Annotated in this window: 23 protein-coding genes; 10 read left to right on the plus strand and 13 right to left on the minus strand. The window is 70.2% G+C overall.

The window, feature by feature from the left end; translation table 11 throughout:
* The first annotated feature begins 79 nt into the window (after positions 1–79).
* The 5 genes from ACNYS0_RS15890 to ACNYS0_RS15910 all read left to right on the plus strand — a co-directional run bounded on the left by ACNYS0_RS15890 (position 80) and on the right by ACNYS0_RS15910 (position 5048).
* On the plus strand, positions 80–1015 hold the full coding sequence (locus tag ACNYS0_RS15890) for an SPFH domain-containing protein (protein ID WP_422474265.1): 936 nt from the start codon (positions 80–82) through the stop codon (positions 1013–1015).
* Positions 1012–1224 (plus strand): type II toxin-antitoxin system antitoxin, encoded by a 213-nt coding sequence (locus ACNYS0_RS15895; protein ID WP_422474267.1) that lies wholly within the window; start codon positions 1012–1014, stop codon positions 1222–1224. Before ACNYS0_RS15890 ends, ACNYS0_RS15895 begins: the two co-directional genes overlap by 4 nt.
* Before the next feature lie 208 nt (positions 1225–1432).
* Complete coding sequence (locus ACNYS0_RS15900) at positions 1433–1960, plus strand: PadR family transcriptional regulator (RefSeq protein WP_422474269.1); 528 nt, start codon at positions 1433–1435, stop codon at positions 1958–1960.
* Positions 1957–2655 carry an ABC transporter ATP-binding protein gene (locus ACNYS0_RS15905; protein ID WP_422474271.1) on the plus strand — a complete coding sequence of 233 codons (699 nt, stop codon included), beginning with the start codon at positions 1957–1959 and terminating at the stop codon, positions 2653–2655. The genes ACNYS0_RS15900 and ACNYS0_RS15905 overlap by 4 nt, the downstream gene beginning before the upstream one ends.
* Positions 2652–5048 carry an FtsX-like permease family protein gene (locus ACNYS0_RS15910; RefSeq protein ID WP_422474272.1) on the plus strand — a complete coding sequence of 799 codons (2397 nt, stop codon included), beginning with the start codon at positions 2652–2654 and terminating at the stop codon, positions 5046–5048. The genes ACNYS0_RS15905 and ACNYS0_RS15910 overlap by 4 nt, the downstream gene beginning before the upstream one ends.
* Positions 5049–5063: 15 nt before the next feature.
* Here the strand turns inward: ACNYS0_RS15910 and ACNYS0_RS15915 are convergent, their stop codons facing one another.
* Positions 5064–6026, minus strand: a complete 963-nt coding sequence (locus ACNYS0_RS15915; RefSeq protein ID WP_422474274.1) for a LysR substrate-binding domain-containing protein — start codon at positions 6024–6026, stop codon at positions 5064–5066.
* A 132-nt stretch (positions 6027–6158) separates the two neighbouring features.
* Here ACNYS0_RS15915 and ACNYS0_RS15920 point away from each other — a divergent pair, with 132 nt between their 5' ends.
* Both ACNYS0_RS15920 and ACNYS0_RS15925 read left to right on the plus strand, forming a co-directional pair.
* A complete protein-coding gene (locus ACNYS0_RS15920; protein WP_389269919.1) occupies positions 6159–6713 on the plus strand; it encodes a peroxiredoxin in 555 nt (184 codons plus the stop codon).
* Between the two features lie 2 nt (positions 6714–6715).
* On the plus strand, positions 6716–7246 hold the full coding sequence (locus tag ACNYS0_RS15925; RefSeq protein WP_422474276.1) for an alkyl hydroperoxide reductase: 531 nt from the start codon (positions 6716–6718) through the stop codon (positions 7244–7246).
* A 95-nt stretch (positions 7247–7341) separates the two neighbouring features.
* On the opposite strand, the gene ACNYS0_RS15930 is transcribed toward ACNYS0_RS15925, so the two are convergent.
* The 4 genes from ACNYS0_RS15930 to ACNYS0_RS15945 all read right to left on the minus strand — a co-directional run bounded on the left by ACNYS0_RS15930 (position 7342) and on the right by ACNYS0_RS15945 (position 12365).
* Positions 7342–8715, minus strand: a complete 1374-nt coding sequence (locus ACNYS0_RS15930) for an AI-2E family transporter (protein ID WP_422474278.1) — start codon at positions 8713–8715, stop codon at positions 7342–7344.
* Between the two features lie 108 nt (positions 8716–8823).
* Positions 8824–9546, minus strand: a complete 723-nt coding sequence (locus ACNYS0_RS15935) for an aggregation-promoting factor C-terminal-like domain-containing protein (protein ID WP_461858460.1) — start codon at positions 9544–9546, stop codon at positions 8824–8826.
* Positions 9547–9963: 417 nt separating this feature from the next.
* Positions 9964–11289, minus strand: coding sequence for an RNA 5'-3' helicase PhoH2 (locus ACNYS0_RS15940; protein ID WP_422409363.1), 1326 nt, complete (start codon positions 11287–11289; stop codon positions 9964–9966).
* A gap of 302 nt (positions 11290–11591) precedes the next feature.
* Positions 11592–12365, minus strand: a complete 774-nt coding sequence (locus ACNYS0_RS15945; RefSeq protein ID WP_422474282.1) for an isoprenyl transferase — start codon at positions 12363–12365, stop codon at positions 11592–11594.
* 108 nt (positions 12366–12473) lie between these two features.
* On the opposite strand from ACNYS0_RS15945, the gene mgrA reads away from it, so the two are divergent.
* On the plus strand, positions 12474–13511 hold the full coding sequence (mgrA, locus tag ACNYS0_RS15950; protein WP_422474283.1) for an L-glyceraldehyde 3-phosphate reductase: 1038 nt from the start codon (positions 12474–12476) through the stop codon (positions 13509–13511).
* 481 nt (positions 13512–13992) lie between these two features.
* Here the strand turns inward: mgrA and ACNYS0_RS15955 are convergent, their stop codons facing one another.
* A complete protein-coding gene (locus tag ACNYS0_RS15955) occupies positions 13993–15984 on the minus strand; it encodes a heavy metal translocating P-type ATPase (protein WP_422474285.1) in 1992 nt (663 codons plus the stop codon).
* A 79-nt stretch (positions 15985–16063) separates the two neighbouring features.
* Between ACNYS0_RS15955 and ACNYS0_RS15960 the strand changes: the two genes are divergently transcribed.
* On the plus strand, positions 16064–16414 hold the full coding sequence (locus tag ACNYS0_RS15960; protein ID WP_399227676.1) for an ArsR/SmtB family transcription factor: 351 nt from the start codon (positions 16064–16066) through the stop codon (positions 16412–16414).
* Positions 16415–16435: 21 nt separating this feature from the next.
* Here ACNYS0_RS15960 and ACNYS0_RS15965 read toward each other — a convergent pair whose 3' ends face one another.
* Both ACNYS0_RS15965 and ACNYS0_RS15970 read right to left on the minus strand, forming a co-directional pair.
* Positions 16436–17128 carry a DUF6882 domain-containing protein gene (locus ACNYS0_RS15965; RefSeq protein ID WP_385763497.1) on the minus strand — a complete coding sequence of 231 codons (693 nt, stop codon included), beginning with the start codon at positions 17126–17128 and terminating at the stop codon, positions 16436–16438.
* A gap of 61 nt (positions 17129–17189) precedes the next feature.
* The gene (locus tag ACNYS0_RS15970) at positions 17190–18011 is read right to left on the minus strand and encodes a class I SAM-dependent methyltransferase (protein ID WP_422474287.1); all 822 of its coding nucleotides are present in this window, start codon (positions 18009–18011) and stop codon (positions 17190–17192) included.
* Between the two features lie 199 nt (positions 18012–18210).
* Here ACNYS0_RS15970 and ACNYS0_RS15975 point away from each other — a divergent pair, with 199 nt between their 5' ends.
* Positions 18211–19521 carry a cytochrome P450 gene (locus ACNYS0_RS15975; RefSeq protein ID WP_422474289.1) on the plus strand — a complete coding sequence of 437 codons (1311 nt, stop codon included), beginning with the start codon at positions 18211–18213 and terminating at the stop codon, positions 19519–19521.
* Positions 19522–19547: 26 nt separating this feature from the next.
* On the opposite strand, the gene ACNYS0_RS15980 is transcribed toward ACNYS0_RS15975, so the two are convergent.
* The 5 genes from ACNYS0_RS15980 to ACNYS0_RS16000 form a co-directional block, all read right to left on the minus strand.
* A complete protein-coding gene (locus ACNYS0_RS15980) occupies positions 19548–20183 on the minus strand; it encodes an OmpA family protein (RefSeq protein ID WP_422474291.1) in 636 nt (211 codons plus the stop codon).
* A 2-nt stretch (positions 20184–20185) separates the two neighbouring features.
* Positions 20186–20773: a hypothetical protein gene (locus tag ACNYS0_RS15985; protein ID WP_422474293.1), complete on the minus strand. Its 588-nt coding sequence runs from the start codon at positions 20771–20773 to the stop codon at positions 20186–20188.
* A 21-nt stretch (positions 20774–20794) separates the two neighbouring features.
* Entirely contained in the window at positions 20795–21367 is a 573-nt protein-coding gene (locus ACNYS0_RS15990) for a pilus assembly protein TadG-related protein (protein WP_422474295.1), read from the minus strand.
* 35 nt (positions 21368–21402) lie between these two features.
* The gene (locus ACNYS0_RS15995; RefSeq protein ID WP_422482665.1) at positions 21403–21606 is read right to left on the minus strand and encodes a hypothetical protein; all 204 of its coding nucleotides are present in this window, start codon (positions 21604–21606) and stop codon (positions 21403–21405) included.
* Positions 21607–21795: 189 nt separating this feature from the next.
* Positions 21796–22698, minus strand: coding sequence for a DUF5936 domain-containing protein (locus ACNYS0_RS16000; RefSeq protein ID WP_422474297.1), 903 nt, complete (start codon positions 22696–22698; stop codon positions 21796–21798).
* Between the last annotated feature and the right edge of the window lie 2 nt (positions 22699–22700).

Genomic DNA, 22700 nt, shown 5'->3' on the forward strand with positions numbered 1-22700 from the left:
ATAAAGTGATATCACTTTGCTAGACCACGTTCGGGGCCTCGCGGCGACGAACGACCAGCTCAGAGAAACGGGGACAGCCATGTCCGAGACGGACGCCACACCGAACACTCCCGACGTGCAGATGCCGAAGGCGCACGTACGGGAGTTCACGGCCCACAGCATCGGCGGCGGGCTCGCTCTGCTGCTCGGTCTCGTCGGCCTGGTCGTCGGCGGCGGCCTGATCGCGGTCGGCGGCTCCACCGACTCCGGGGGCACCAAGGGGGCGCTCATCGCGGTCGGCGTCGTGGTCGCGATCTGCTCGGTCTTCGCCATGGCGGGCCTGAACATGGTGGCGCCGGGCGAGGCCCGCGTCGTGCAGCTCTTCGGCCGCTACCGGGGCACGATCCGCACGGACGGCCTGCGCTGGGTCAACCCGCTGACCTCCCGCACGAAGATCTCGACGCGTGTGCGCAACCACGAGACGGCGGTCCTCAAGGTCAACGACGCGTACGGCAACCCGATCGAACTCGCCGCGGTCGTCGTCTGGAAGGTCGAGGACACGGCCCAGGCGACCTTCGAGGTCGACGACTTCCTGGAGTTCGTCTCGACGCAGACCGAGGCGGCCGTCCGGCACATCGCCATCGAGTACCCCTACGACGCGCACGACGAGGAGGGCCTGTCGCTGCGCGGCAACGCCGAGGAGATCACGGAGAAGCTCGCCCTGGAGCTGCACGCGCGCGTGGAGGCGGCCGGCGTCCAGATCATCGAGTCCCGCTTCACGCACCTCGCGTACGCCCCCGAGATCGCCTCCGCGATGCTCCAGCGCCAGCAGGCGGGCGCGGTCGTGGCGGCCCGCCGCCAGATCGTCGACGGGGCGGTGGGCATGGTCGAGGCCGCGCTCGCCCGGATCGCCGAGCAGGACTTCGTGGAGCTGGACGAGGAGCGGAAGGCGGCCATGGTCTCCAACCTGCTGGTCGTCCTGTGCGGGGACCGCGCCGCCCAGCCGGTCCTGAACACGGGAACGCTCTACCAGTGAGCCCGCGAGCGCCCCGCAAACAGGTCCTGTTGCGGCTCGATCCGGCCGTGCACGACGCGCTGGCCCGGTGGGCCTCCGACGAACTGCGTTCCACCAACGCGCAGATCGAGTTCCTGCTGCGCCGGGCCCTCAAGGAGGCGGGGCGCCTGCCGGGTTCAGCGGGGCCGATACCGGGCCGGGGCCGACCCCCGGCCGGCGAGACGGACTGAACGACACGGGGCTCCGCCCCGGACCCCGCTGCTCAATCGCCGCAGGGGCTTGAAAAGCGCAATCGCCGGCGGGGCTTGAGCAATCAAGCCCCGCCGGCGATTGAGGCGCGGGGTCCGGGGCGGAGCCCCGTGGCCGTTCGCCGGGTGACCGGCCACTGTCACGGGCGGCTATACACACCGCGTATACACACCATGTATAGTCCCCGACATGTCCATCGGCCACACCCTCCTCGGGCTGCTCGAATCCGGGCCCCGCCATGGTTACGACCTCAAGCGCACCTTCGACGAGACGTTCGGGCACGACAAGCCGCTGCACTACGGGCAGGTCTACTCGACCATGTCCCGCCTCCTGAAGAACGGCCTCGTCGAGGTCGACGGGATCGAGGCCGGCGACGGCCCCGAGCGCAAGCGGTACGCGATCACCGAAGCCGGCGTCACCGACGTACGGCAGTGGCTCGCGACGCCGGAGAAGCCGGAGCCGTACCTCCAGTCGACCCTCTACACCAAGGTCGTCCTCGCCCTGCTGACCCGGCGCGACGCCACCGAACTCCTCGACGCGCAGCGCTCCGAGCACCTGCGCCTGATGCGCGTCCTCACGGACCGCAAGCGCAAGGGCGACCTCGCCGACCAGCTCATCTGCGATCACGCCCTGTTCCACCTGGAAGCCGACCTGCGCTGGCTGGAACTGACCGCCGCGCGCCTCGACAAGCTCGCCGCGGAGGTACGTCCTTCATGAGTTCCCCCACCACTCCCGCCGGTTCCCTGCTGGCCGCCACCGCCCTGCACAAGACGTACGGGCCGACCCCGGCCCTCGACGGCGCCTCCTTCTCCGTCCACCCGGGCGAGGTCGTCGCCGTCATGGGGCCCTCCGGTTCGGGCAAGTCGACGCTGCTGCACTGTCTCGCCGGGATCGTCACGCCGGACTCCGGCACCATCACGTACAACGGCCGCGAGCTGACCGCCATGTCCGACGCGGAGCGCAGCGCCCTGCGCCGCGGCGAGTTCGGCTTCGTGTTCCAGTTCGGCCAGCTGGTCCCGGAGTTGACGTGCGTCGAGAACGTCGCGCTGCCGCTGCGCCTGAACGGGGTGAAGCGCAAGGAGGCCGAGCGCCGGGCCGTCGAATGGCTTCAGCGCCTGGAGGTCGACGACCTCGCGGGCAAGCGCCCGGGTGAGGTCTCCGGCGGCCAGGGCCAGCGCGTCGCGGTCGCCCGCTCCCTGGTCACGGGGCCGCGCGTGCTGTTCGCGGACGAGCCCACCGGCGCCCTGGACTCGCTCAACGGCGAGCGCGTCATGGAGCTGCTCACGGACGCCGCCCGGAGCACCGGAGCCGCCGTCGTCCTGGTCACCCACGAGACGCGGGTCGCCGCCTACTCCGACCGCGAGATCGTCGTACGGGACGGCAAGGCCCGGGACATGGAGTTCGCCCGATGACACTCCTCGACGACCGCCCCGCCCAGGCCCCGCCCGCCCCCGCGCCGCACGGACTCGCGGGCCGCCTGCGCGATCTCGCGCTCGGAGTCCGCTTCGGCTTCTCCGGCGGCCGCGAGGGCTGGATCCGTACGCTGCTCACCGCGCTCGGCGTCGGCCTCGGGGTCGCCGTGCTGCTGGGCGCCGCGTCCGTGCCGAACTTCACGAGCGCGCGCCACGCCCGCTCCGACGGCCGCGTGGTCAGCCCGATCGAGCAGACCGTGAAGGCCTCGGACCGCACGGTGCTCACCCTCGACGGCTCCTCTGAGTACGGGAGCGACTCGGTCGGCGGCTACATGCTGCGCGCGGAGGGCGAGGACCCCGTCCTGCCGCCCGGCGTCGACGAGCTGCCCGGCCCCGGCGAGATGCTGGTCTCGCCCGCGCTGCGCGACCTCCTCGCCTCCCCCGAGGGCGAACTGCTCAAGAAGCGCTACGACTTCCGTGACGTCGGCACCATTCACGAAGCGGGCCTGAGCGACCCCTTCGACCTGTACATGTACGCGGGCAGCGACAGCCTGAGCACGGACCGCGGCGCCACCCGTGTCGACAGCTTCGGGATGCCGGGCGAGAACCAGGCGCTCGACCCGGCCCTGGTGCTGCTGATCCTGCTGGCCTGCGTGGTGCTGCTGGCTCCCGTCGCCATCTTCGTCGCGACCGCCGTACGGTTCGGCGGCGAGCGGCGCGACCGCAGGCTCGCCGCGCTCCGGCTGGTCGGCGCGGACGCGCGGATGACGCGGTGGGTGGCGGCCGGTGAGGCGCTGTTCGGCACGCTCGTCGGTCTCGCGTTCGGCCTGATCGCCTTCTTCGCCGGGCGGCAGGTGCTCGCCCACGTCGAGGTGTGGCGCCTGTCGGCGTTCCCCGACGACTTCACTCCGGTGCCGGTGCTGGCCGCGGTGGTGCTGCTCGCGGTGCCGCTGGCCGCGATCGCCGTCACCGTGTTCGCCCTGCGGTCCGTCACGATCGAGCCGCTCGGTGTCGTGCGGGGTGGACGGGTGCGCGGCCGCAGGCTGTGGTGGCGGCTGCCGTTCCCCGTCGTCGGCATCCTGATCCTGCTGCTGTCCGGCTCCATGGGGGGCACGTCCAACGCCGACACGGCCCTGATCGGAACGGGCGTGCTGCTGACCCTCGTCGGCCTGGTGCTCGTCCTGCCCTGGCTCGTGGAGGCCGTCGTACGGCGACTGCGGGGCGGCCCCGTGCCGTGGCAACTGGCGACCCGCAGGCTCCAGTTGAACAGCAGCGCCGCGACGCGCGCGATCTCCGGGATCACCATCGCGGTGGCCGGCGGCATCGCCCTGCAGATGTTCACCGTCGGCCTCAACGACACCTTCAGCCACTCGACCGACCAGGACCCCCAGCGCGCCCAGATCGGCGCGAGCAGCGACTTCCCGAGCGGCGCGCTGGCCGACCGGATGGTCCAGGACTTCCGGAACACCAAGGGCGTCGAGCAGGTCATCGGCACGGTCAGCACCTCGGCCGAGCTGGTGGGCGCGAAGGCGGGCGAGGACGGTTATCCCCCGTCCGTCGCGCTGTCCGTCGGCTCCTGCCCCTCGCTGCGCGAGCTGGCCCACCTGCCGTCGTGCTCGGACGGCGACGTCTTCCGGGTCACCCGCTCCCACGACTCCTACTCCGACGACCAGTTGGAGAAGGTGGCGCTGCCCGGCGGGCGGCTCCTCGTGGACAACCCCGAGGACGCGGGCCGGCCGGGCCTGAAGCCGGTGCGCTGGTCGCTGCCCCGGGACGTGCGCACCGTCGACTCCCGCAAGGACCCCGCGGGCGAGTTCTACGGCGGCATCCTCGCCACCCCGGGCGCCCTCGACCCGAAGGTCCTGCACACCGCGGCGACCACCGCGCAGATCCAGACCGACCCGTCGGTGCCCGACGCGGCGGACCAGGTGCGCAACACCGCGTTCGCCATCGACCCGGGCATGCGGGTCTGGACGTACGAGATCGCGACCCGCGACAAGGAGTACGCGAGCATCCGCTCGGGCCTGTTCTCGGCCGCCGCCCTCACCATGGTGATCATCGCGGCGTCGATGCTGGTCTCGCAGATCGAGCAACTGCGCGAGCGCAGGCGGCTGTTGTCGGTGCTCGTCGCCTACGGTACGAAGCGCTCGACGCTCGCCTGGTCGGTGCTGTGGCAGACGGCGATCCCGGTGGTGCTGGGCATGGTCCTGGCCGTGGCGGGCGGCCTGGCGCTCGGCTGGCTGATGCTGCGCCTGGTCGGCAAGCCGGTCACCGACTGGCTGGTCTTCCTGCCCCTGACCGGGGTGGCCGCCGCCCTGGTCGTGGTGGTGACGCTCGTGTCCATGCCGCCGCTGTACCGGATGACGCGGGCGGAGGGCCTGCGGACGGAGTGACGCCCGGCCGTCGGCTCAGCCGCCGAGGATCCGGACCGGCAGCCCCTGCAAGGCCGTTCGCAGGGCCGCGGCCAGCTCCTCGTACTCCGCGGAACGCGCCGCCCCCGTCCGCATAGCGAAGGCCACGCGGCGCGCGGGGGCGGGCTCCGCGAAGTACCCGGTGAGCAGCTGGCTGCTCCGGCTGGTCTCGACGGACACGGCGGTGCGCGGCAGCAGCGTCACCCCGAGACCGCCCGCGACGAGCTGGACCAGCGTGGCGAGACCGGCGGCGGTCGTGGCGACGGGGGCGTCGTCGCGGCCCGCCTCCCGGCAGATGTCGAGCGCCTGGTCGCGCAGGCAGTGCCCCTCGTCGAGGAGCAGCAGGTTCAGCTCGCGCAGCGCCTCCCGCGGGATGCCCTCGCGGCCGCCGAGCCAGTGGTCGAGCGGTGTGACGAGCACGAAGTCCTCGTCGAACAGCGGGAGTTCGGTCACGCCCGGCACTCCGAGCGGCACGGCGAGCAGCAGCAGATCGAGCCGTCCCGCCCCCAGGCCCTCGACGAGCGAGGACGTCTGCTCCTCGTGCACCTGGAGGTCCAGGTCCGGATACGTGTCGTGGACGAGGCGCAGCACCGTCGGCAGCAGATACGGGGCCACCGTGGGAATCACCCCGAGCCGCAGCACTCCCGTGAACGGCGCCCGCACCGCCTCGGCCTCCTCGACGAGCGCGCCGACCTCTTCGAGGACCGCCTTGGCCCGCACCGCGATCCGCTCACCGGCCGGCGAGAGCAGCACCTTTCTCGTCGTACGCTCGAGAAGGGTCAGCCCCAGCGCCTCCTCGAGCGCCGAGACCGCGCCCGAGAGCGCGGGCTGGCTCATCCCGATCGCCGCCGCCGCGTCCCGGAAGTGCAGATGCTCCGCGACCGCGGCGAACGCCCGCAGCTGCGCCAGGCTCGGCTGCCTGCGCCGGGCCCCCACGGGCTTTCCGTTCTGTACGGCCACTGATAGCCACCTCCGATCAACATGACCGAGTCTAGCTATTTCCGTAATCAATGCACCCTGTGCCACGATCTTGAGCAGTCCAACCCATGGAAACAGCCCCAAAAGGGATGTCTCCTACTGCAAGGAGTTCGTGTGCTCACTGTCGGTGACAAGTTCCCCGAGTTCGACCTGACCGCCTGCGTCTCGCTGGAGAAGGGCTCTGAGTTCGAGCAGATCAACCACAAGACCTACGAGGGCAAGTGGAAGATCGTCTTCGCGTGGCCCAAGGACTTCACCTTCGTGTGCCCCACCGAGATCGCCGCGTTCGGCAAGCTGAACGAGGAGTTCGCCGACCGTGACGCCCAGATCCTCGGCTTCTCCGGCGACTCCGAGTTCGTGCACCACGCCTGGCGCAAGGACCACCCGGACCTGACGGACCTGCCCTTCCCGATGATGGCCGACTCGAAGCACGAGCTCATGCGTGACCTCGGCATCGAGGGCGAGGACGGCTTCGCGCAGCGCGCCGTCTTCATCGTCGACCAGAACAACGAGATCCAGTTCACGATGGTGACCGCCGGCTCCGTCGGCCGTAACCCCAAGGAGGTCCTCCGGGTCCTCGACGCCCTCCAGACGGACGAGCTGTGCCCGTGCAACTGGACCCAGGGCGAGAACACCCTGGACCCGGTCGCGCTGCTGGCCGGTGAGTGAGCATGGCCCTCGATGAGCTGAAGTCCGCCGTTCCGGACTACGCCAAGGACCTGAAGCTCAACCTGGGCTCGGTCATCGGCAACTCGGACCTTCCGGCCCAGCAGCTGTGGGGCACGGTCCTGGCGACCGCCATCGCCTCCCGTTCCCCGCGCGTGCTGCGCGAGCTGGAGCCCGAGGCGAAGGCGAACCTGTCGGCGGAGGCGTACACCGCCGCGAAGTCGGCTGCCGCCGTCATGTCGATGAACAACGTCTTCTACCGCACGCGTCACCTGCTCTCGGACAACGAGTACGGGACGATGCGCGCCGGTCTGCGGATGAACGTCATCGGCAACCCGGGGGTCGACAAGGTCGACTTCGAGCTGTGGTCCTTCGCGGTCTCGGCGATCAACGGCTGCGGGATGTGCCTCGACTCGCACGAGCAGGTGCTGCGCAAGGCCGGTGTCGACCGTGAGGTCGTCCAGGAGGCCTTCAAGATCGCGTCTGTGATCCAGGCGGTCGGCGTCACGCTGGACGCGGAAGACGCGCTGGCGTAACCCGATTAAGCCCCTGCGGCGATTGAGCAGCGGGGTCCGGGGCAGAGCCCCGAGACCTCAGCCACGGCACCGCCTGCTCAATCGCCGCAGGGGCTTTATGGGGTCGACTTCGGCGCCGCGTCAACCGCTGTCGCGCCCCTGGGCTCCGGTGTGCCGCTGAGATGGGCCTCGCGGGACCACGCCCGCAAATAGACGACCACCGTGTTGGTGACCGCGACGAGTGGCACCGCCACCACCGCTCCCCCGATCCCGGACACCATGCCGCCCGCGGCGACCGCCAGGACGACGGCCAGCGGGTGGACCCGGACCGCGCGGCCCAGGATGAACGGCTGGAGGATGTGGCCCTCGATCTGCTGCACCGCGAGCACCACGCCCAGCGTCATCACCGCGGCGAACACGCCCTGCGTCACCAGCGCGACGACCACCGCGAGCGCGCCCGAGACGACAGCGCCCACCAGCGGGATGAACGCGAACAGGAAGATGAAGACGGCGAGCGGCACCGCCATCGGCACGCCCAGGAAGAAGATGCCGAGGCCGATGAAGATGGCGTCGATCAGGGCCACTATCACCGTTCCGCGGACGTAGGCGGTGAGCGTGCGCCACGCCCGCGGCCCCGCGCCCGCGATACCGGGACGGGCCTGCGCCGGGACGAGGCCCAGGGTCCACTGCCAGATCCGCCGGCCGTCGTAGAGCAGGAACAGCGTCGAGAACATCGTGAGGAGCACGCCCGTCAGCGCCTCGACGATGACGGTGACGCCCTCCAGGCCCGCGGACGTGATCTCGTCCGTGTTCGCGCCGACCGCGTCGCGCAGCGACTTGGCGATGTCGTTGATCTGGCCGTCGGTGACGTGGAACGGACTGTTGAGCAGCCAGCGGCGCAGGTCGTCGATGCCGTCCTGGACCTGTTCGGAGAGCTGGTCGATGTTCTCCTGGACCTGCCAGACCACGAACCAGCCGACGAGCCCCATGATGACGAAGCCGAGGATCGCCGTCAGGGCCGTCGCGAGGCCGCGCGGCACGCCGCGGCGCATCAGCCGCGCCACCGTCGGCTGCAACAGCGCGGTGATGAGCAGCGCCGCGATGAACGCGAAGATCACCAGCTGCACCGAGCTGATGACCTTCATCAGCACCCAGAGCGTCCCCGCGAGCACCAGGAACCGCCAGCCCGCCTCCGCCGCCACCCGCAGGCCCCACGGCACGGCGACGGCTGGCTCGGGGCGCGGGGAGACGGACGGTGCGTACGCGGGCGGGGCGGGCACCCGGTCCGCATCGTGCTCTTCGGCCCCCGGTCCGTCCGGGCCCCGCGCACCCGACTCCGGGTCAGGGAGCCTGTCGGGGGCGCGCGTCGGCCGGGGCGGCAGCTCGGCCTCCTCGGCGCGCTCCGCCTCCGCGCGGCGCTCGTCCAGGCGCTCGCCCATCTTGCTGATTCCCGCGCCGACCCGGCCGAGCCACCCTGGAACTCGCGACATCATCCGTCCCCTTTGAGCCTTTGGCACCGACCGTATCGCGTGGAAACGCCGAAACCCCTCACCGAGAGGACGGTGAGGGGCTTCGCGAGGTTGCGAACTACTGGTTGCTCAGTACCAGTTGTTGGCCTGCCAGAAGGACCAGGCCTCGCAGGGGCTGCCGTAGCGGTCGTTCATGTAACCGAGGCCCCACTTTATCTGCGTGGCCGGGTTGGTCTGCCAGTCGGCGCCGGCCGACGACATCTTGGTTCCGGGCAGCGCCTGGAAGAGACCGTAGGCACCGGATGAGGCATTGGTGGCCTTGTAGTTCCAGCTGGACTCGTGGTCCACGATGTTGCTGAAGCACTGGAACTGTCCGGACGGCACCATCTGACGGGCCATCGACTGGACCTGGGCGACGCTGTACGAACCCTGGGTGGCGAAGTCGGAGGCGTCGCGGGTGGCCGAGCGGCTGGCGGCCGCCTTCTTGGCTGCCTCCCGCTCCTTGGCCTCCTTCTCGGCCTTCTCCTTGGCCGCCTTGGCGTCCTGTGCGGCCTGCTGCTTCGCGACCGCGTCCTCGGCTGCCTGCTTCCGGGCGGTCTCCTCGGCGGACTTCTGCGCAGCCGTGTCGGCCGCGATGGCCTGGGTCTGCGCCTGCTGCTTCAGCGACGAGGTCTGCACCTGCGCCTGCTGTCCAGCGGGGATGTCAGCGAGGAGAGTCGCGTCGCTCGCCGTTGCCTCAGCCTCGTGAGAGGGCTGACCGGTGCTGCCCGAGGCAACACCAACAACAGCGCCGACGGTGGTGACCGCGGTGGCCGAGGCCACTGCGAATCCCCGGACCGAAATCCGGCTCACACGGTTTCCTTCCAGCATCGCCCGCTTGAGTGTGACCGTCGCGGACGCAATCGTGCCCCTGGCACTGGTCTCCCAACTGCGGGGTCACGGGAGACACGGGCCCGGTGGACAACTCCCGTGACGGGAGCGCCGCATGGTGCTCGGGCGGCATACGACGGCCTCTATGTAGTTCAGGTGCAGCAGGTGCTGCTGTGGTTTCGTACCGCTGGGGGCACGCAAGTGTCGTATGCGGGGCCTGACAGGACCGTGACTCTGCCGCATCGGAGCATGGCAAGGCAATTCTCCACCGCGTGTGAAAGGTCACACCCCGTTTGCTCCACGGGTTTTTCGGAAACGAGCACACGCCGCGGCGCCGCCCGGCTAGGCTCTCCCGCCTTGCCGAACGGCGCCAAATGGGACGAACAGGCCCTGTACGGCCTAGATCTGACCGTCCTCCAGCATTTCGGTCACCAGGGCCGCGATCTGCGACCTTTCCGATCGGGTGAGCGTGACGTGCGCGAAGAGCGGATGTCCCTTCAGCTTCTCGACGACCGCGACCACCCCGTCGTACCGGCCGACCCGGAGGTTGTCGCGCTGCGCGACGTCATGGGTGAGGACGACACGCGAATTCGCCCCAATGCGTGAAAGGACCGTCAGCAGGACGTTCCTCTCCAGGGACTGCGCCTCGTCCACGATCACGAACGCGTCGTGCAGCGAGCGGCCCCTGATGTGGGTGAGCGGCAGGACCTCCAGCATCCCGCGCGCGGTGATCTCTTCGATCACCTCGCGCGAGGTGACGGCGGACAGCGTGTCGAAGACCGCCTGCGCCCACGGACCCATCTTCTCGGCCTCGCTGCCCGGCAGATAGCCGAGCTCCTGACCGCCGACCGCATAGAGGGGACGGAAGACCATCACCTTCTGGTGCTGGCGCCGCTCCAGGACGGCCTCCAGGCCCGCGCAGAGCGCGAGCGCGGACTTGCCGGTGCCGGCCCTGCCGCCCATCGAGATGATCCCGACGTCCGGGTCGAGCAGCAGATCGAGGGCGATCCGCTGCTCGGCGCTGCGCCCCTTGAGACCGAAGGCCTCCCGGTCGCCGCGCACCAGGCGGACGTTGCCCTCGGGCGTGACGCGGCCGAGCGCCTTTCCACGCTCGGACTGGATCGTCAGCCCCGTGTGCACCGGGAAGTCGGCGGCCTCGGGAACGTAGAGGGTGTCCTCTTCGAAGAGGAGGTCGACCTGCTCGGCGGGCAGCGTCAGTTCGGACATGCCGGTCCAGCCGGAGTCCGTGATGGCGAGTTCGGCGCGGTACTCCTCGGCGAGGAGGCCCACGGAGGACGCCTTGATCCGCAGCGGCAGGTCCTTCGACACGACGGTCACGTCGTATCCCTCGGCCTGCAGGTTGCGGGCGACCGCCAGGATCCGGCTGTCGTTGTCCCCCAGGCGGTAGCCCGAGGGCAGCACGCTGGGATCGGAGTGGTTGAGCTCGACGCGCAGGGTGCCGCCCAGTTCGCCGGTGGGAATCGGCGCGTCCAGGCGTCCGTGGCGGATCCGGTAGTCGTCGAGCAGGCGCAGTGCCTGCCTGGCGAAGTAACCCAGCTCCGGATGATTCCGCTTGGCCTCCAGTTCCGTGACCACGACGACAGGAAGGACCACTTCGTGTTCGTCGAATCGGGTCATGGAGTTCGGATCGGCCAGCAGGACGCTGGTGTCGAGAACATAGGTGCGCCGGTCGGGCTTGGGAAGGCGCTTGTTGCTGGTCACCACGGAAGGACGTACCCCCTCGGATGAGGTCGGGGAGCGACGGATTTTTCGGGGCCGGTTCGTCGGCCGCGATGCGCGGGCCGAGAACCGGCCCTCCAAGTCGTCATCCGTACCCATCTGCGTACGGTCGTCCTGGTGCAAAGGGCCTCCCGGGCGGACGGCCCGGGCCGTCCGCTGAGATGCGGTGTCCTTGGTGCGGGCACCGACTTGGAAGGCTTATTCCCTCGAACAAGCGCCGCCATGCAAAGGCACATGACGGCGCGTTCGTTAACTCCTGATGACGTACGTCTCCCGGGGAGCGGAGGTCAGCCGCCGAAACGGCGGTGGCGCACCGCGTAGTCGCGCATCGCGCGCAGGAAGTCGACCTTCCGGAAGGCCGGCCAGAAGACGTCACAGAAGTAGTACTCGGAGTGGGCCGTCTGCCAGAGCATGAAGCCGGACAGGCGCTGCTCCCCGCTGGTGCGGATGACCAGATCCGGGTCGGGCTGCTCCTTGGTGTAGAGGTGCTTGCCGATGGCGTCGACGGTGACCGTCTCGGCGACGTCCTCGAGCGAGCTCCCCTTGTCGGAGGCGTCGAGCAGCATCGAGCGGACGGCGTCGGCGATCTCCTGGCGGCCGCCGTAGCCGATCGCGACGTTGACCACTATTCCGTCGCGCCCCGCGGTGGACTCCTCGGCCTCCTTGAGCACGGACTGCATGCCCGAGGGGAGGATGTCGGTGTTGCCCACGTGCTGCACGCGCCAGCGGCCGTCCTCGGCGAGCGTGTGCACGGTGTCCTCGATGATGCCGAGGAGCGGGACCAGCTCCTCCTGGGGGCGGTCGAAGTTGTCCGTCGAGAGCAGCCAGAGTGTGACGACCTCGACATCCGTCTCGCTGCACCAGCCGAGGAACTCCTCGATCTTGGCCGCGCCCGCCTGGTGGCCCTGGGCGGTGGTGGATCCGGCGGCCTTGGCCCAACGGCGGTTGCCATCCATGATGACGCCGATGTGCTTGGGCACCTGGGCGTGGTCCAGGTGGCCTTCCACCCGGCGTGCGTACAGCCTGACCAGCAGGCCGCGCAGCCTGTCGCGCAGGTTCACGGTCTCTTTGCCCTCCGTGCTGATGGAAGTCCCCGAAGGCGGAAGCCTACTCGGGCGTAGCTTGGTGCCGGCTATGGGGTGTCAGTGGCCTGACGTAGCTTCGTGTCCATGAACGACACCTCTCCTTATGTCGCCTCGGCGGGTCGGTACGGTTCCATGGAGTACCGGCGCACGGGCCGCAGCGGCCTCAAGCTCCCCGCCGTCTCCCTCGGACTGTGGCACAACTTCGGTGACGACCGCACACTCGCCGGCCAGCGCTCGATCCTGCGCCGCGCCTTCGACCTGGGCGTCACACACTTCGACCTCGCGAACAACTACGGGCCGCCGCCCGGCAGCGCGGAGCTGAACTTCGGCAAGATCTTCGCCCAGGACTTCGCGCCGTACCGTGACGAACTCGTCATCTCGACCAAGGCGGGCTACCGCATGCACCCCGGCCCCTACGGGGAGTGGGGCAGCCGCAAGTACCTGATGTCGTCGCTCGACGCCTCCCTGAAGCGGATGGGCGTCGACTACGTGGACATCTTCTACTCGCACCGCTTCGACCCGGACACCCCGCTCGAGGAGACGATGGGCGCGCTCGCCTCGGCCGTCCAGCAGGGCAAGGCGCTGTACGTGGGCGTGTCCTCGTACAGCAGTGAACAGACGGCCGAAGCGGCGCGCCTGCTCCGGGAGATGGGCGTTCCGGCGATCATCCACCAGCCCTCGTACTCGATGCTCAACCGCTGGACCGAGGACGACAACCTGCTGGACACGCTGGAGGCGGCCGGAATGGGCTGCATCTCCTTCGCGCCGCTCGCGCAGGGCCTGTTGACCGGCAAGTACCTGAAGGAGATCCCGGAGGGTTCGCGCGCGACGCAGGGCAAGTCGCTCGACCCGGGCCTGCTGAGCGAGGACGTGGTCCGCCGGCTGAACGGGCTGAACGACATCGCGCAGCGCCGCGGCCAGTCGCTCGCGCAGATGGCGCTGAGCTGGGTGCTGCGGGACGAGCGGATGACGTCGGCGCTGATCGGGGCGTCCAGCGTGAAGCAGCTGGAGGAGAATCTGGCGGCGCTCGAAGGGCCGAAGCTGACCGACGAGGAGCTGACCGAAATCGACTCGTTCGCGGTCTCCACGGCGGGCACCAACATCTGGAACGGTCGGCGCTGAATTCTCGTCCCGGGAGCGGGCGTTCGCCCGGACTGTCCCGGGACAGAAAAACGGGCCGGTCCGTGGGGGGGGATACGGACCGGCCCGAGGGGGGGTTTCCACCATAACCCTTCGTAAGTGCCGCCGCTCGCATCGGCGTGCCACAACTACGCTCCGAAGTCGCCCGGCGACACCCGGAGGGGGGTTTCAAGCCGTCCCGCAGCAGGTTCGCGGGGGTGCGGGGCCCGGATTCCCGGGGATTCACGGGGTCGGCGCCCTCGGCGTGGCGTCCCTCTCCCGTGTCACGCGCGCGGTTGACGCACGGGCGCCCCTTCGGGCCCTGCCACGGGTGAATGGCGCGATTACGGCCGGGTACCGCGCGGCCCCCTCCACCGCGCGGTACCGACGCGCAGCTTTGCTCACGCGAATTGCCGTTGGTCTGAACTTACGTGATTCTTAGGCCGCATTCGATCGCGTATCGATAACGATCCGGATCGGCCGCTCAGCGCGTCCAGGCGCGCTCGCGCAGCAGGCGCAGGCCGTTGAGGCCGACCAGGACGGTCGAGCCCTCGTGCCCCGCGACGCCGAGCGGCAGCGGCAGATGCCCCGCCAGGTCCCAGATCACCAGTCCGGCGATGAACACACCCGCGATGACGAGGTTCTGGACGACGAGGCGGCGCGCGCGCCTGGACAGCGCCACCGTGCGCTCCAGGGCGCCGAGATCGTCCCGCACGAGGACGGCGTCCGCGGTTTCCAGGGCGAGGTCGGAGCCGCCGCGGCCCATGGCCACGCCGGTGTGCGCGGCGGCGAGCGCCGGTGCGTCGTTGACCCCGTCACCGACCAGGAGGACGGTGCGGCCCGCGTCCGCCAGTTCCCGTACGGCCTGTGCCTTTCCGTCGGGCAGCAGACCCGCCCGTACGTCGCCCGGGGCGATGCCGGTCGCCTCCGCGACGGGGAGGGCGGCGTGGGTGTGGTCTCCGGTGAGGAGGAAGGGTGCCGTGCCCGTGCGGGCCGCGAGGGCGCGGACTGCCTCCGGGGCAGTGGGGCGCAGGGTGTCGGTGAGGGTGATGCGGCCTGCGAGGGTGTCATTTGCCATGACGGCCACCTCGGTGCCGGGGGTCGTTGTGGGTTGCACCCCCAGGTGGCGCGGGGAGCCCGCCGCGATTTTGGTGGGGGTGTCCGCGAATTCGGCGGAGCCGTGGAACGGTGCGCGGTTCCCCGCGCCCCTGAATGCCCTCCCCGAGACGCCCCTGCCCGGCACCGAGGCGAACGCCTCTACGGGGTACAGGGGCAGGCCCCGCTCCCTTGCCGCCGCCACGATCGCCCGGCCCACCGGGTGTTCGCTCCGCTGCTCCACGGAGGCCGCCAGGGTCAGCAACTCGGCCTCGGTGTACGGGGATTCGGGGCGGATCTCCGTCACCTGGGGGACGCCTTCCGTCAGCGTTCCCGTCTTGTCGAAGGCGACCGTGTCGGTGCGGCCGATGCGCTCCATCACCACCGCCGACTTGATGAGCACACCGTGCCGCCCGGCGTTCGCGATCGCCGACAGCAACGGCGGCATCGTCGCGAGCACCACGGCGCACGGCGAGGCCACGATCATGAACGTCATGGCCCGCAGGAGCGCGTCCGTGAGCGCGTCGCCGAAGGCGAGCGGGACCAGGAAGACCGCGAGGGTCGCGGCGACCATACCGAGCGCGTAGCGCTGCTCGACGCGCTCGATGAACAGCTGGGTCGGCGCCTTGGTGCGGGTGGCCTCCTCGACGAGGGCGACGATGCGGGCGATGACCGTGTCGGAGGGATCGCGGGCGACGCGGACGCGCAGCGCGCCGGTGCCGTTGAGGGTGCCGGCGAACACCTCGTCGCCGACGGCCTTGGGCACGGGGAGGGGCTCGCCCGTGATGGTGGCCTGGTCGACGTCGCTGGCCCCGTCGACGACGCGGGCGTCCGCGCCGACGCGTTCACCGGGTCGGATCAACAGGATTTCGTCGACGGCGAGTTCGGAGGTCGGGACGGTCTCCTCCGTCCCGTCCGGGCCGAGCCGGGTGGCGGTCGCGGGGGCCAGGTCGAGCAGCCCGCGCACGCTGTCCTCGGTGCGGGCCGTGGCGAGGGCCTCCAGGGCGCCGGAGGTCGCGAAGATGACGACGAGCAGGGCGCCGTCCATGACCTGTCCGATCGCGGCGGCGCCGAGCGCGGCCACGACCATCAGCAGATCGACGTCGAGGGTCTTCTCGCGCAGCGCCTTGAGGCCTTCGAGCCCGGGTTCCCAGCCCCCGGCCACGTAGGCGACGGCGTACAGCGGGCCCCACAACCAGGCGGTGGCGTCCAGGAGTTGGAGCGGGAGGGCGAGGAGGAAGGCGACGGTCGCGGCCGCCGCCCAGCGGGCCTCCGGGAGGGCCAGGACGGGGGTGCGGGCGCCGCGGGCGGCTGCGCGCGGCGCGGCGGGGGCGGGCGCGGCGCTCTCGGCCGGGGCGGAGGCGGACACGGGTGCAGGCATGGGCCCACGATACAGGAACACATGAAGACCTCTTCATGCATGCCATGGAAAGCGGCCACCACCTGGATACGATGAGCCCATGGGCCATGGAATCGATCACAAGAGCAGCACGCGCGAGCGGCTCGACGCCGTGGGCGCGGCCGATGTCGCGGCGACGCTCCAGGCCCTCGCGACCCCGTCACGCCTGCGCATCCTGGCCCGTCTTCAGGAAGGGCCGTGCGCGGTCGGCGACCTCGCCGAGGCGGCCGGCCTGGAACAGTCCGCGTGCTCGCACCAGCTGCGGCTGCTGCGCAATCTGGGTCTGGTCAGCAGTGAGCGCAAGGGGCGCTCGATCGTCTACGCGCTGTACGACGACCACGTCGCGCAGCTTCTCGACCAGGCGCTCTTCCATGTGGAGCACCTGCGCCTCGGACTGCGCGACGAGGCGTAGCTTCCCGCGGTCGTGCCGCCTTCAGTGCAAGGCGAGGCGGATGCCCGCGATGCGGCCCGCCTCGTCGAAGCCGATCTCGGCCGGGACGGAGCCGGGCAGCTCGGCGGCGATCTGCCCGCCGTTGTCCCGGTACGCCACCCCGTGGTGGTCGAAGAAGCCCGTGACCAGGCGCCGGGCGTCGACGCCGAGCAGCCCTTCGGCCTGTACGAGGGTGCGCGGCAGCGTGACCGGGTCGAGGGCGGCGCGCGGCACCTGCGGGTCCTCGGGCAGGAAGTAGACCTGGGTCTCGGGGTTCGCGGGCACGCCGATGTACCCGGGGGCGCCCGTCACACCCATCCCCGCGAAGGCGAGCGTCTCGGCGGCCCGCCGGGGGTCCGGGAAGCCGGACAGGTCGAGCACCTGGGTCGTGAACTCGGATATCCCCTGGCTCTGGCCAAAACGCCCCACCTGTTCGGAGAGCGCCGCGATCGGCGTTCCGCGCAGTTCGGGGTTGGCCCAGCCCCACATCCACGACCGCTGGGCGGCGTCGTAGGTCCCGAGGACGCCGACGCGCAGGTCCACATGGCCCTGCCGGTACCGGCACGTCGGAAGGTCGGCCGTCCACGACGCCCCTTCGGGCAGGAACCCCATGAGAGCTTCGAGCTGAGCGCCACCCCACGCCGCGTGGCGCTCGGTCTCGTACAGGAAAGCTTGGCTGAATTGCGTGTGGCTCATGGGGCGGGACCTTACGCGAGACGGCTGTAGAGGCCAGATTTACGGAGGTGTCCGGGGCCCCTTACGGCTTGCGGGCCTCGAAGAGATGCCGGGTACTGTGCGCCACGAACGGCCCGTCCGCCGTGATCTGCGCGTCCAGGGACCGCAGTTGGGACTCGTACGCGTCAACCGTGAAGTCCGGCACCATCCACACAACCTTGCGCAGAAAGTGGACAACGGCGCCGATGTCGTGAAACTCGATGCGCAGCCGCTCGGCGCGCAGATCGACCACCTCAAGACCCGCCGCCTCGGCCTCGCGCCGCTCCGCGTCCGGGTCACGGCCGGCGCGCACCTCGGCCGGCTGCGGCCCCAGGAAGTACTCGACCAGCTCGAACACGCTGCTGGGGCCCACGTGTTGGGCGAAGTACGTGCCGCCGGGGCGCAGCACGCGGGCGATCTCCGCGAACGGGGCCTTGACCGGGTGGCGGGCGGTGACCAGCTCGAAGGCCGCGTCGGCGAAGGGCAGCGGGGCGTCGTCGGGCGCGGCGACGACGACCACACCGCGGGGGCCCAGGAGGCGGGTGGCCTTCTCGACGTTCGGGGGCCAGCCCTCGGTCGCGGCCATCAGCGGCGGCAGCTTCGGTGCCAGGTTCAGCACCTCGCCGCCACCGGTGTGCAGATCGAGCGCGGATTCCACGACGGCGAGCCGCTCGCCCATGAGGCGGGCGTAGCCCCACGAGGGCCGCTCCTCGGTGGCCCGCCCGTCGAACCAGGAGAAGTCCCAGCCCTCGGTGGGCGCGGCGACGGCCTCGGCGACGAGCTCGTCGTAGGGACGGTCCGCGTGAGGACGGTCCCCATAGGGATCGGCCGCGTGCGAGGGACGAAAGTTGTCGGAAGTGCTCATGCCGCGCATGATCGCAGTCACGCCGGGCCGGATTCATCTCGATTTCGCCTGTACTGGGGGTAGCCCCCGGCTGGGGCCGGGGGTTGCCCCTCTTCCGTAGAACAGGGGGATCGCACGTACCCTTGGCGTTCCCCACTGGCATTCCCCAACCCCCATCAGGCCCGTCCGTCCTACCGCCTCACCGCAGAAATGCGAGCACATGTCCGTACGTTCCGCGATAGCGACCTGGCTGACCCGCCTCTACTTCTCACGGCTGCGCAAGAAGGGGGGCAGCCTGGACCTCTCCGTACTGTCGAAACTCCCCGACGCCGCACTGCTGCCGCTGCGCCGTGAGGGCGTCGACCCCGTTCCCGAGATCGGCGTGCTGCGCGACCGGGAACCCGTGAGCAAACTGCCGATCCCCGGCATGACGGTATGGCTGGTGTCCGGATACGACGAGGCGAAGGAGGTCCTCGGCAACGCGAAGGCGTTCAGCAACGACTTCCGGAACCTGGTGGGGGTGGGCGGCGCCGAGGCGGAGCAGCACCCCGGCGGCCTCGGCTTCTGCGACCCGCCGGACCATACGCGGCTGCGCCGCCTCCTGACGCCCGAGTTCACGATGCGCCGCCTCTCCAGGCTCACGCCGCGCATCCACGCGATCGTCGAGGAACAGCTGGCGCAGCTGGAGAAGGCGGCCCGCGAGTCGCCCGACGGCACGGCCGACTTCGTCGAGCACTTCGCGATGCCGGTCCCCGCGCTCGTCATCTGCGAGCTCCTCGGCGTCCCGTACGAGGAGCGCGACGCGTTCCAGCAGTTCTCGGTAGCCCGCTTCGACGTGCTGGGCGGCGCGGGAGCCTCCTTCGGCGCGGTCTCCCAGTCGCTGGACTACCTGCGCGGCGTCGTCGCGGAACAGCGCCGCGATCCCGGCGACGGGCTGCTCGGCATGCTGGTCCGCGAGCACGGCGACAACATCACCGACGAGGAGCTCACCGGCCTCGCGGACGGCGTCCTGACCGGCGGCCTGGAGACGACGGCGAGCATGATCGCCCTCGGCACCATGATCATGCTCAAGGACCGCGAGCACTTCACGGCGCTGCGCGACGCGGAGGACCCGGCGACGGTCGCGGCCCCGTTCGTCGACGAACTCCTGCGCCACCTCACGGTCGTCCAGACCGCCTTCCCGCGCTTCGCCCGCGAGGACACCGAGATCGGCGGGGTCACGCTCTCCGCCGGCGACATAGTCATCGTCTCGCTGAGCGCGGCGGACCGCGATCCCCGGCTCGGCGCGGAGGGCGACGACATGGACGCCTTTCTGCCCGCGCGCCCGCCCACCTCCTCCCACCTGGCGTTCGGCTACGGCATCCACCGCTGCATCGGCGCGGAACTCGGCAAGATGGAACTGCGCGCGGCCTTCCCCCAACTGGTGCGGCGCTTCCCGGAGTTGCGGCTCGCGGTGGAGCCCGCGGAACTGGAGTTCCGGAAGCTGTCCATCGTGTACGGGGTGGACCGGCTGCCGGTGCGCGTGGACTGACCGCGCCGCGCTGCCGGGTGCGCGACTCAGCTCGACTTCGGGAGGGAGACCTCCACCCGGCGGTTCTTCTTGCGGCCCTGCTCCGAGCCGTTGTCCGCGATCGGGTAGTCCTCGCTGTAGCCGCGGACCTGGAACGTGATGTCCCCGCCCTTGGCGCCCAGCGCCGCGGTCAGGGCGTCGTGGACGGCCTCCGCGCGATTCTTCGACAGCTTGAGGCCGTGGGCGTACGAGCCGAGGTTGTCGGTGAACCCGAAGACCCGTACGGAGCTTGCCTTCTGGTTCTCGATCTCGTCGGCGATCGCCTGGATCCTGGAGTTCCCGTCCGGGTTCAGCTTGGCGCTGTCCTTGGGGAAGAGGACCTCGGCCTGGAGGGCGAACGTCACGTCCTCGTTGGTGTCCGTGCGCCGCTCGTCGCCGGACAGGTCCTCGACGACCGACTTGATGTCCAGCACCTTGGCCGGCGCGAGCGTCGCCCCGTCGGCGAGCTTGAGCCCGGGGCTGTTCGCGTCCACGGACGGCGGCGGAGAGCTGCTGGTGCTGCCGGGCGGGGCGCCGGTGGGGTCGTCGTCGGCGACCGCCACCACTCCTCCGGTGGTGAGCAGGAGGGCGGTCGCGGCGGTGAGGACGGTGGCGGCCGTGGCGACTCGATGACGTCGGGGCATGGTTACTCGCCCTCGGTGATGGTGAGTTGGGCCGGGGGCATCGTCGGCACTTGGAACTGAACCGACTTCGTGCCCTCGGGCGGGGCGGGGAATTGAGCGAACCAGTCGGCGCTCTTGCCCTGGTCGATACCGCCTTCGAACTTGGTGCAGAGGCATCGGCCCTCGGTGTCGCGGAGGACCAGGTACTTCTTCTTGCCCTTCTGGTCGACGACGCTGGCACCGGCCATGGAGTTGCTGTTTCCCTGGAGTTCGGTCTCCTCGCTCTTCCAATCCGTGCCGATCCACAGTTTGGAAGTCCCGTTGGTGACTCTGCCGGTGATGTTGAGGAAGCCGCCCTGGTCACGCGCTACCGACGTGATCGCGAGCGTCATTCCATTGCCCTTCACCTCGGTCAGCGTCTTGTCCGTCGCGGGCGCCGAGGGCTCCGCCTTGTCGTCGCTGCCCTGCTGCGCGGGTGCCGAGGACTTCGCGGCATCCCCCTCCGCCTTGTCACCGTCTCCTCCACAACCGGTCACGGACAGGGCCAGGCCCGCCGCGATCGTCGCCGCAGCCAGTGCCCGACGGGTGGTCTTCGTACGCCGAAGGTTCATCGCTGCGGCTTCCCTCTCTTGTCAGTCGGCCAGACGGACGGCGAACAAGGCCGACGCGTCCGGCAGATCGTCCAGATCGAAGTCTTCGGGGTCGAACTCGAACTCTTCACCATCACATGAGAGTTCGAGCGGCTTCTTCGGGTCGACGTCCAGTGGGACGTCGCAGCGTGGCTGAATCACCGCCGTGGCGTGCGCCTTCGCCCGCCTGTTCTCCGTGCCGGGGATGATCGTGTCGCCGACCGTGTAGCGGGTCTCCACTTCGACCTGATAGCCGGGAAACCCGTTCACGTCCCTGCGGACTGGAAGCCCCTGGACGGTGGCGTCGTTGGCTTCCGCCAGCCGATCCGCTGCGGCCTTCGCATCGGCGCCCGTGACGGCCCCCGTGCCGCCCAGCCAGTCCGGCCAGTCGTCGCCACTTTCGAGCGCTTCGCCCAGCCCCAGCATCAGCTCGTCCCGCTCCGACTGTGCCGCCGCCAGTGCTGCCGCGTCCGCTGCGGATTGAGCCCCATTGCGCACAGAAGCAGCCTGGGCGAAAGCGAAAAAGGCGAACGCGGCGAACAGCAGAATGCCCGTCAACCAGATATAGATCGGCAACGTCGACCCCCGGTCACCGCGCCGGAGGTGACAACTCAGCCGCCCGTGACGCGATTCACCGCGGTGCCGATGGCCGTGCCGATCTTCCCGTCCAGGCCCAAACCCTTGATCGCCACGAAAATCCCAGCGATCAGAATCATCAGGCCCGCATACTCCACGAACCCGGCCCCTGAATCCCGCCGAGTACCCCGAACCCTCTCCCCCACCGCATTGGTCCACGTCACCCACGCCCGCAGCATCTTGTCCCTGATCACGGGATCCCCCTTTCACTACTTCCGGCACTCTCGCCAAGGCAACCAAATCAACACACGCAACGTACGTGGAGCGCAACCCTCTGCGCCCGTATTCGCCAAGTAAGGGGGCGCGCTTGACCGGAAGTGGTCGACGCATTGCCCTGCTCGCCACCGGCACCCTCCGCCCCATCACCATCAACGCCCCAGGATCGAACCGAAGTTGGTGCCCGACCCCAGGAACATGCCCGTTCCGATGAGGATCATCGTCGCCGGCAGCATGAAGACCAGCGTCACCATCGTCGCCTTCGGGATCGTCTTCGCTGCCCGGCGGCGGGAGTTCTGGGCGTCTGTGCGGCGCATGTCCGTGGCGAGTTGGATGAGGGTGTCCGCGATCGGGGAGCCCAGTTCCTCGCCCTGTTGGAGCGCCGAGACGAACTGGGCCACCTGCTCGGAGGCGTTGCGGCGGCGGAGTTCGTCGAAGGCCTGGCGGCGGGGGACGCCCATGTCCATCTGGCGCAGGGTGATGCGCAGTTCGTCGGCCCAGGGGCCCTCGTACCTCTCCGAGACCCGGTCGAGGGCCTGGCGGAAGCCGAGGCCCGCCGAGACGACGACCGCGAGGACGTCCAGGAAGTCCGGGAGCGTGCGGTCGATGACCTCCTTGCGGTCCCGTACCGCCTGCCAGATGAGCGCGTCCGCCGCCAGCGCGCCGAACGCGAAGGTCAGGAGGCCGAAGAGGGGGCTGTCGGCGGAGAGGAAGACCAGGCCCATGACCAGGCCGAACGCTCCGTAGACCGCGCGCCGTGCCGCGTAGCGGTCGATCGTCAGGCCGCCGGGGTTGCCCGCCTGGTCGATCTTCCGGCGCTTCGCGTCCACGCGGCGCGGGCCCATCAGGCGCAGCACCAGCGGCGCGAACCGCATGCCGATGCGGTCGACCGCCGAGCCGGTGGTCGAGACGCGGGTCGCGCCGACCTCCAGGGCCAGGGCCAGGTCGCTGGGGACCTTGGCGTCCGCGCGGTACATGCGGACGCCGAGGCAGATACCCAGGACCGCCGCCCCCGCGAGCGCCGCGAGGAGTACGCCCACCATCGTTGTCGACATCG

The sequence above is a fragment of the Streptomyces anthophorae genome (assembly GCF_049310305.1).
Lineage (GTDB): Bacteria > Actinomycetota > Actinomycetes > Streptomycetales > Streptomycetaceae > Streptomyces.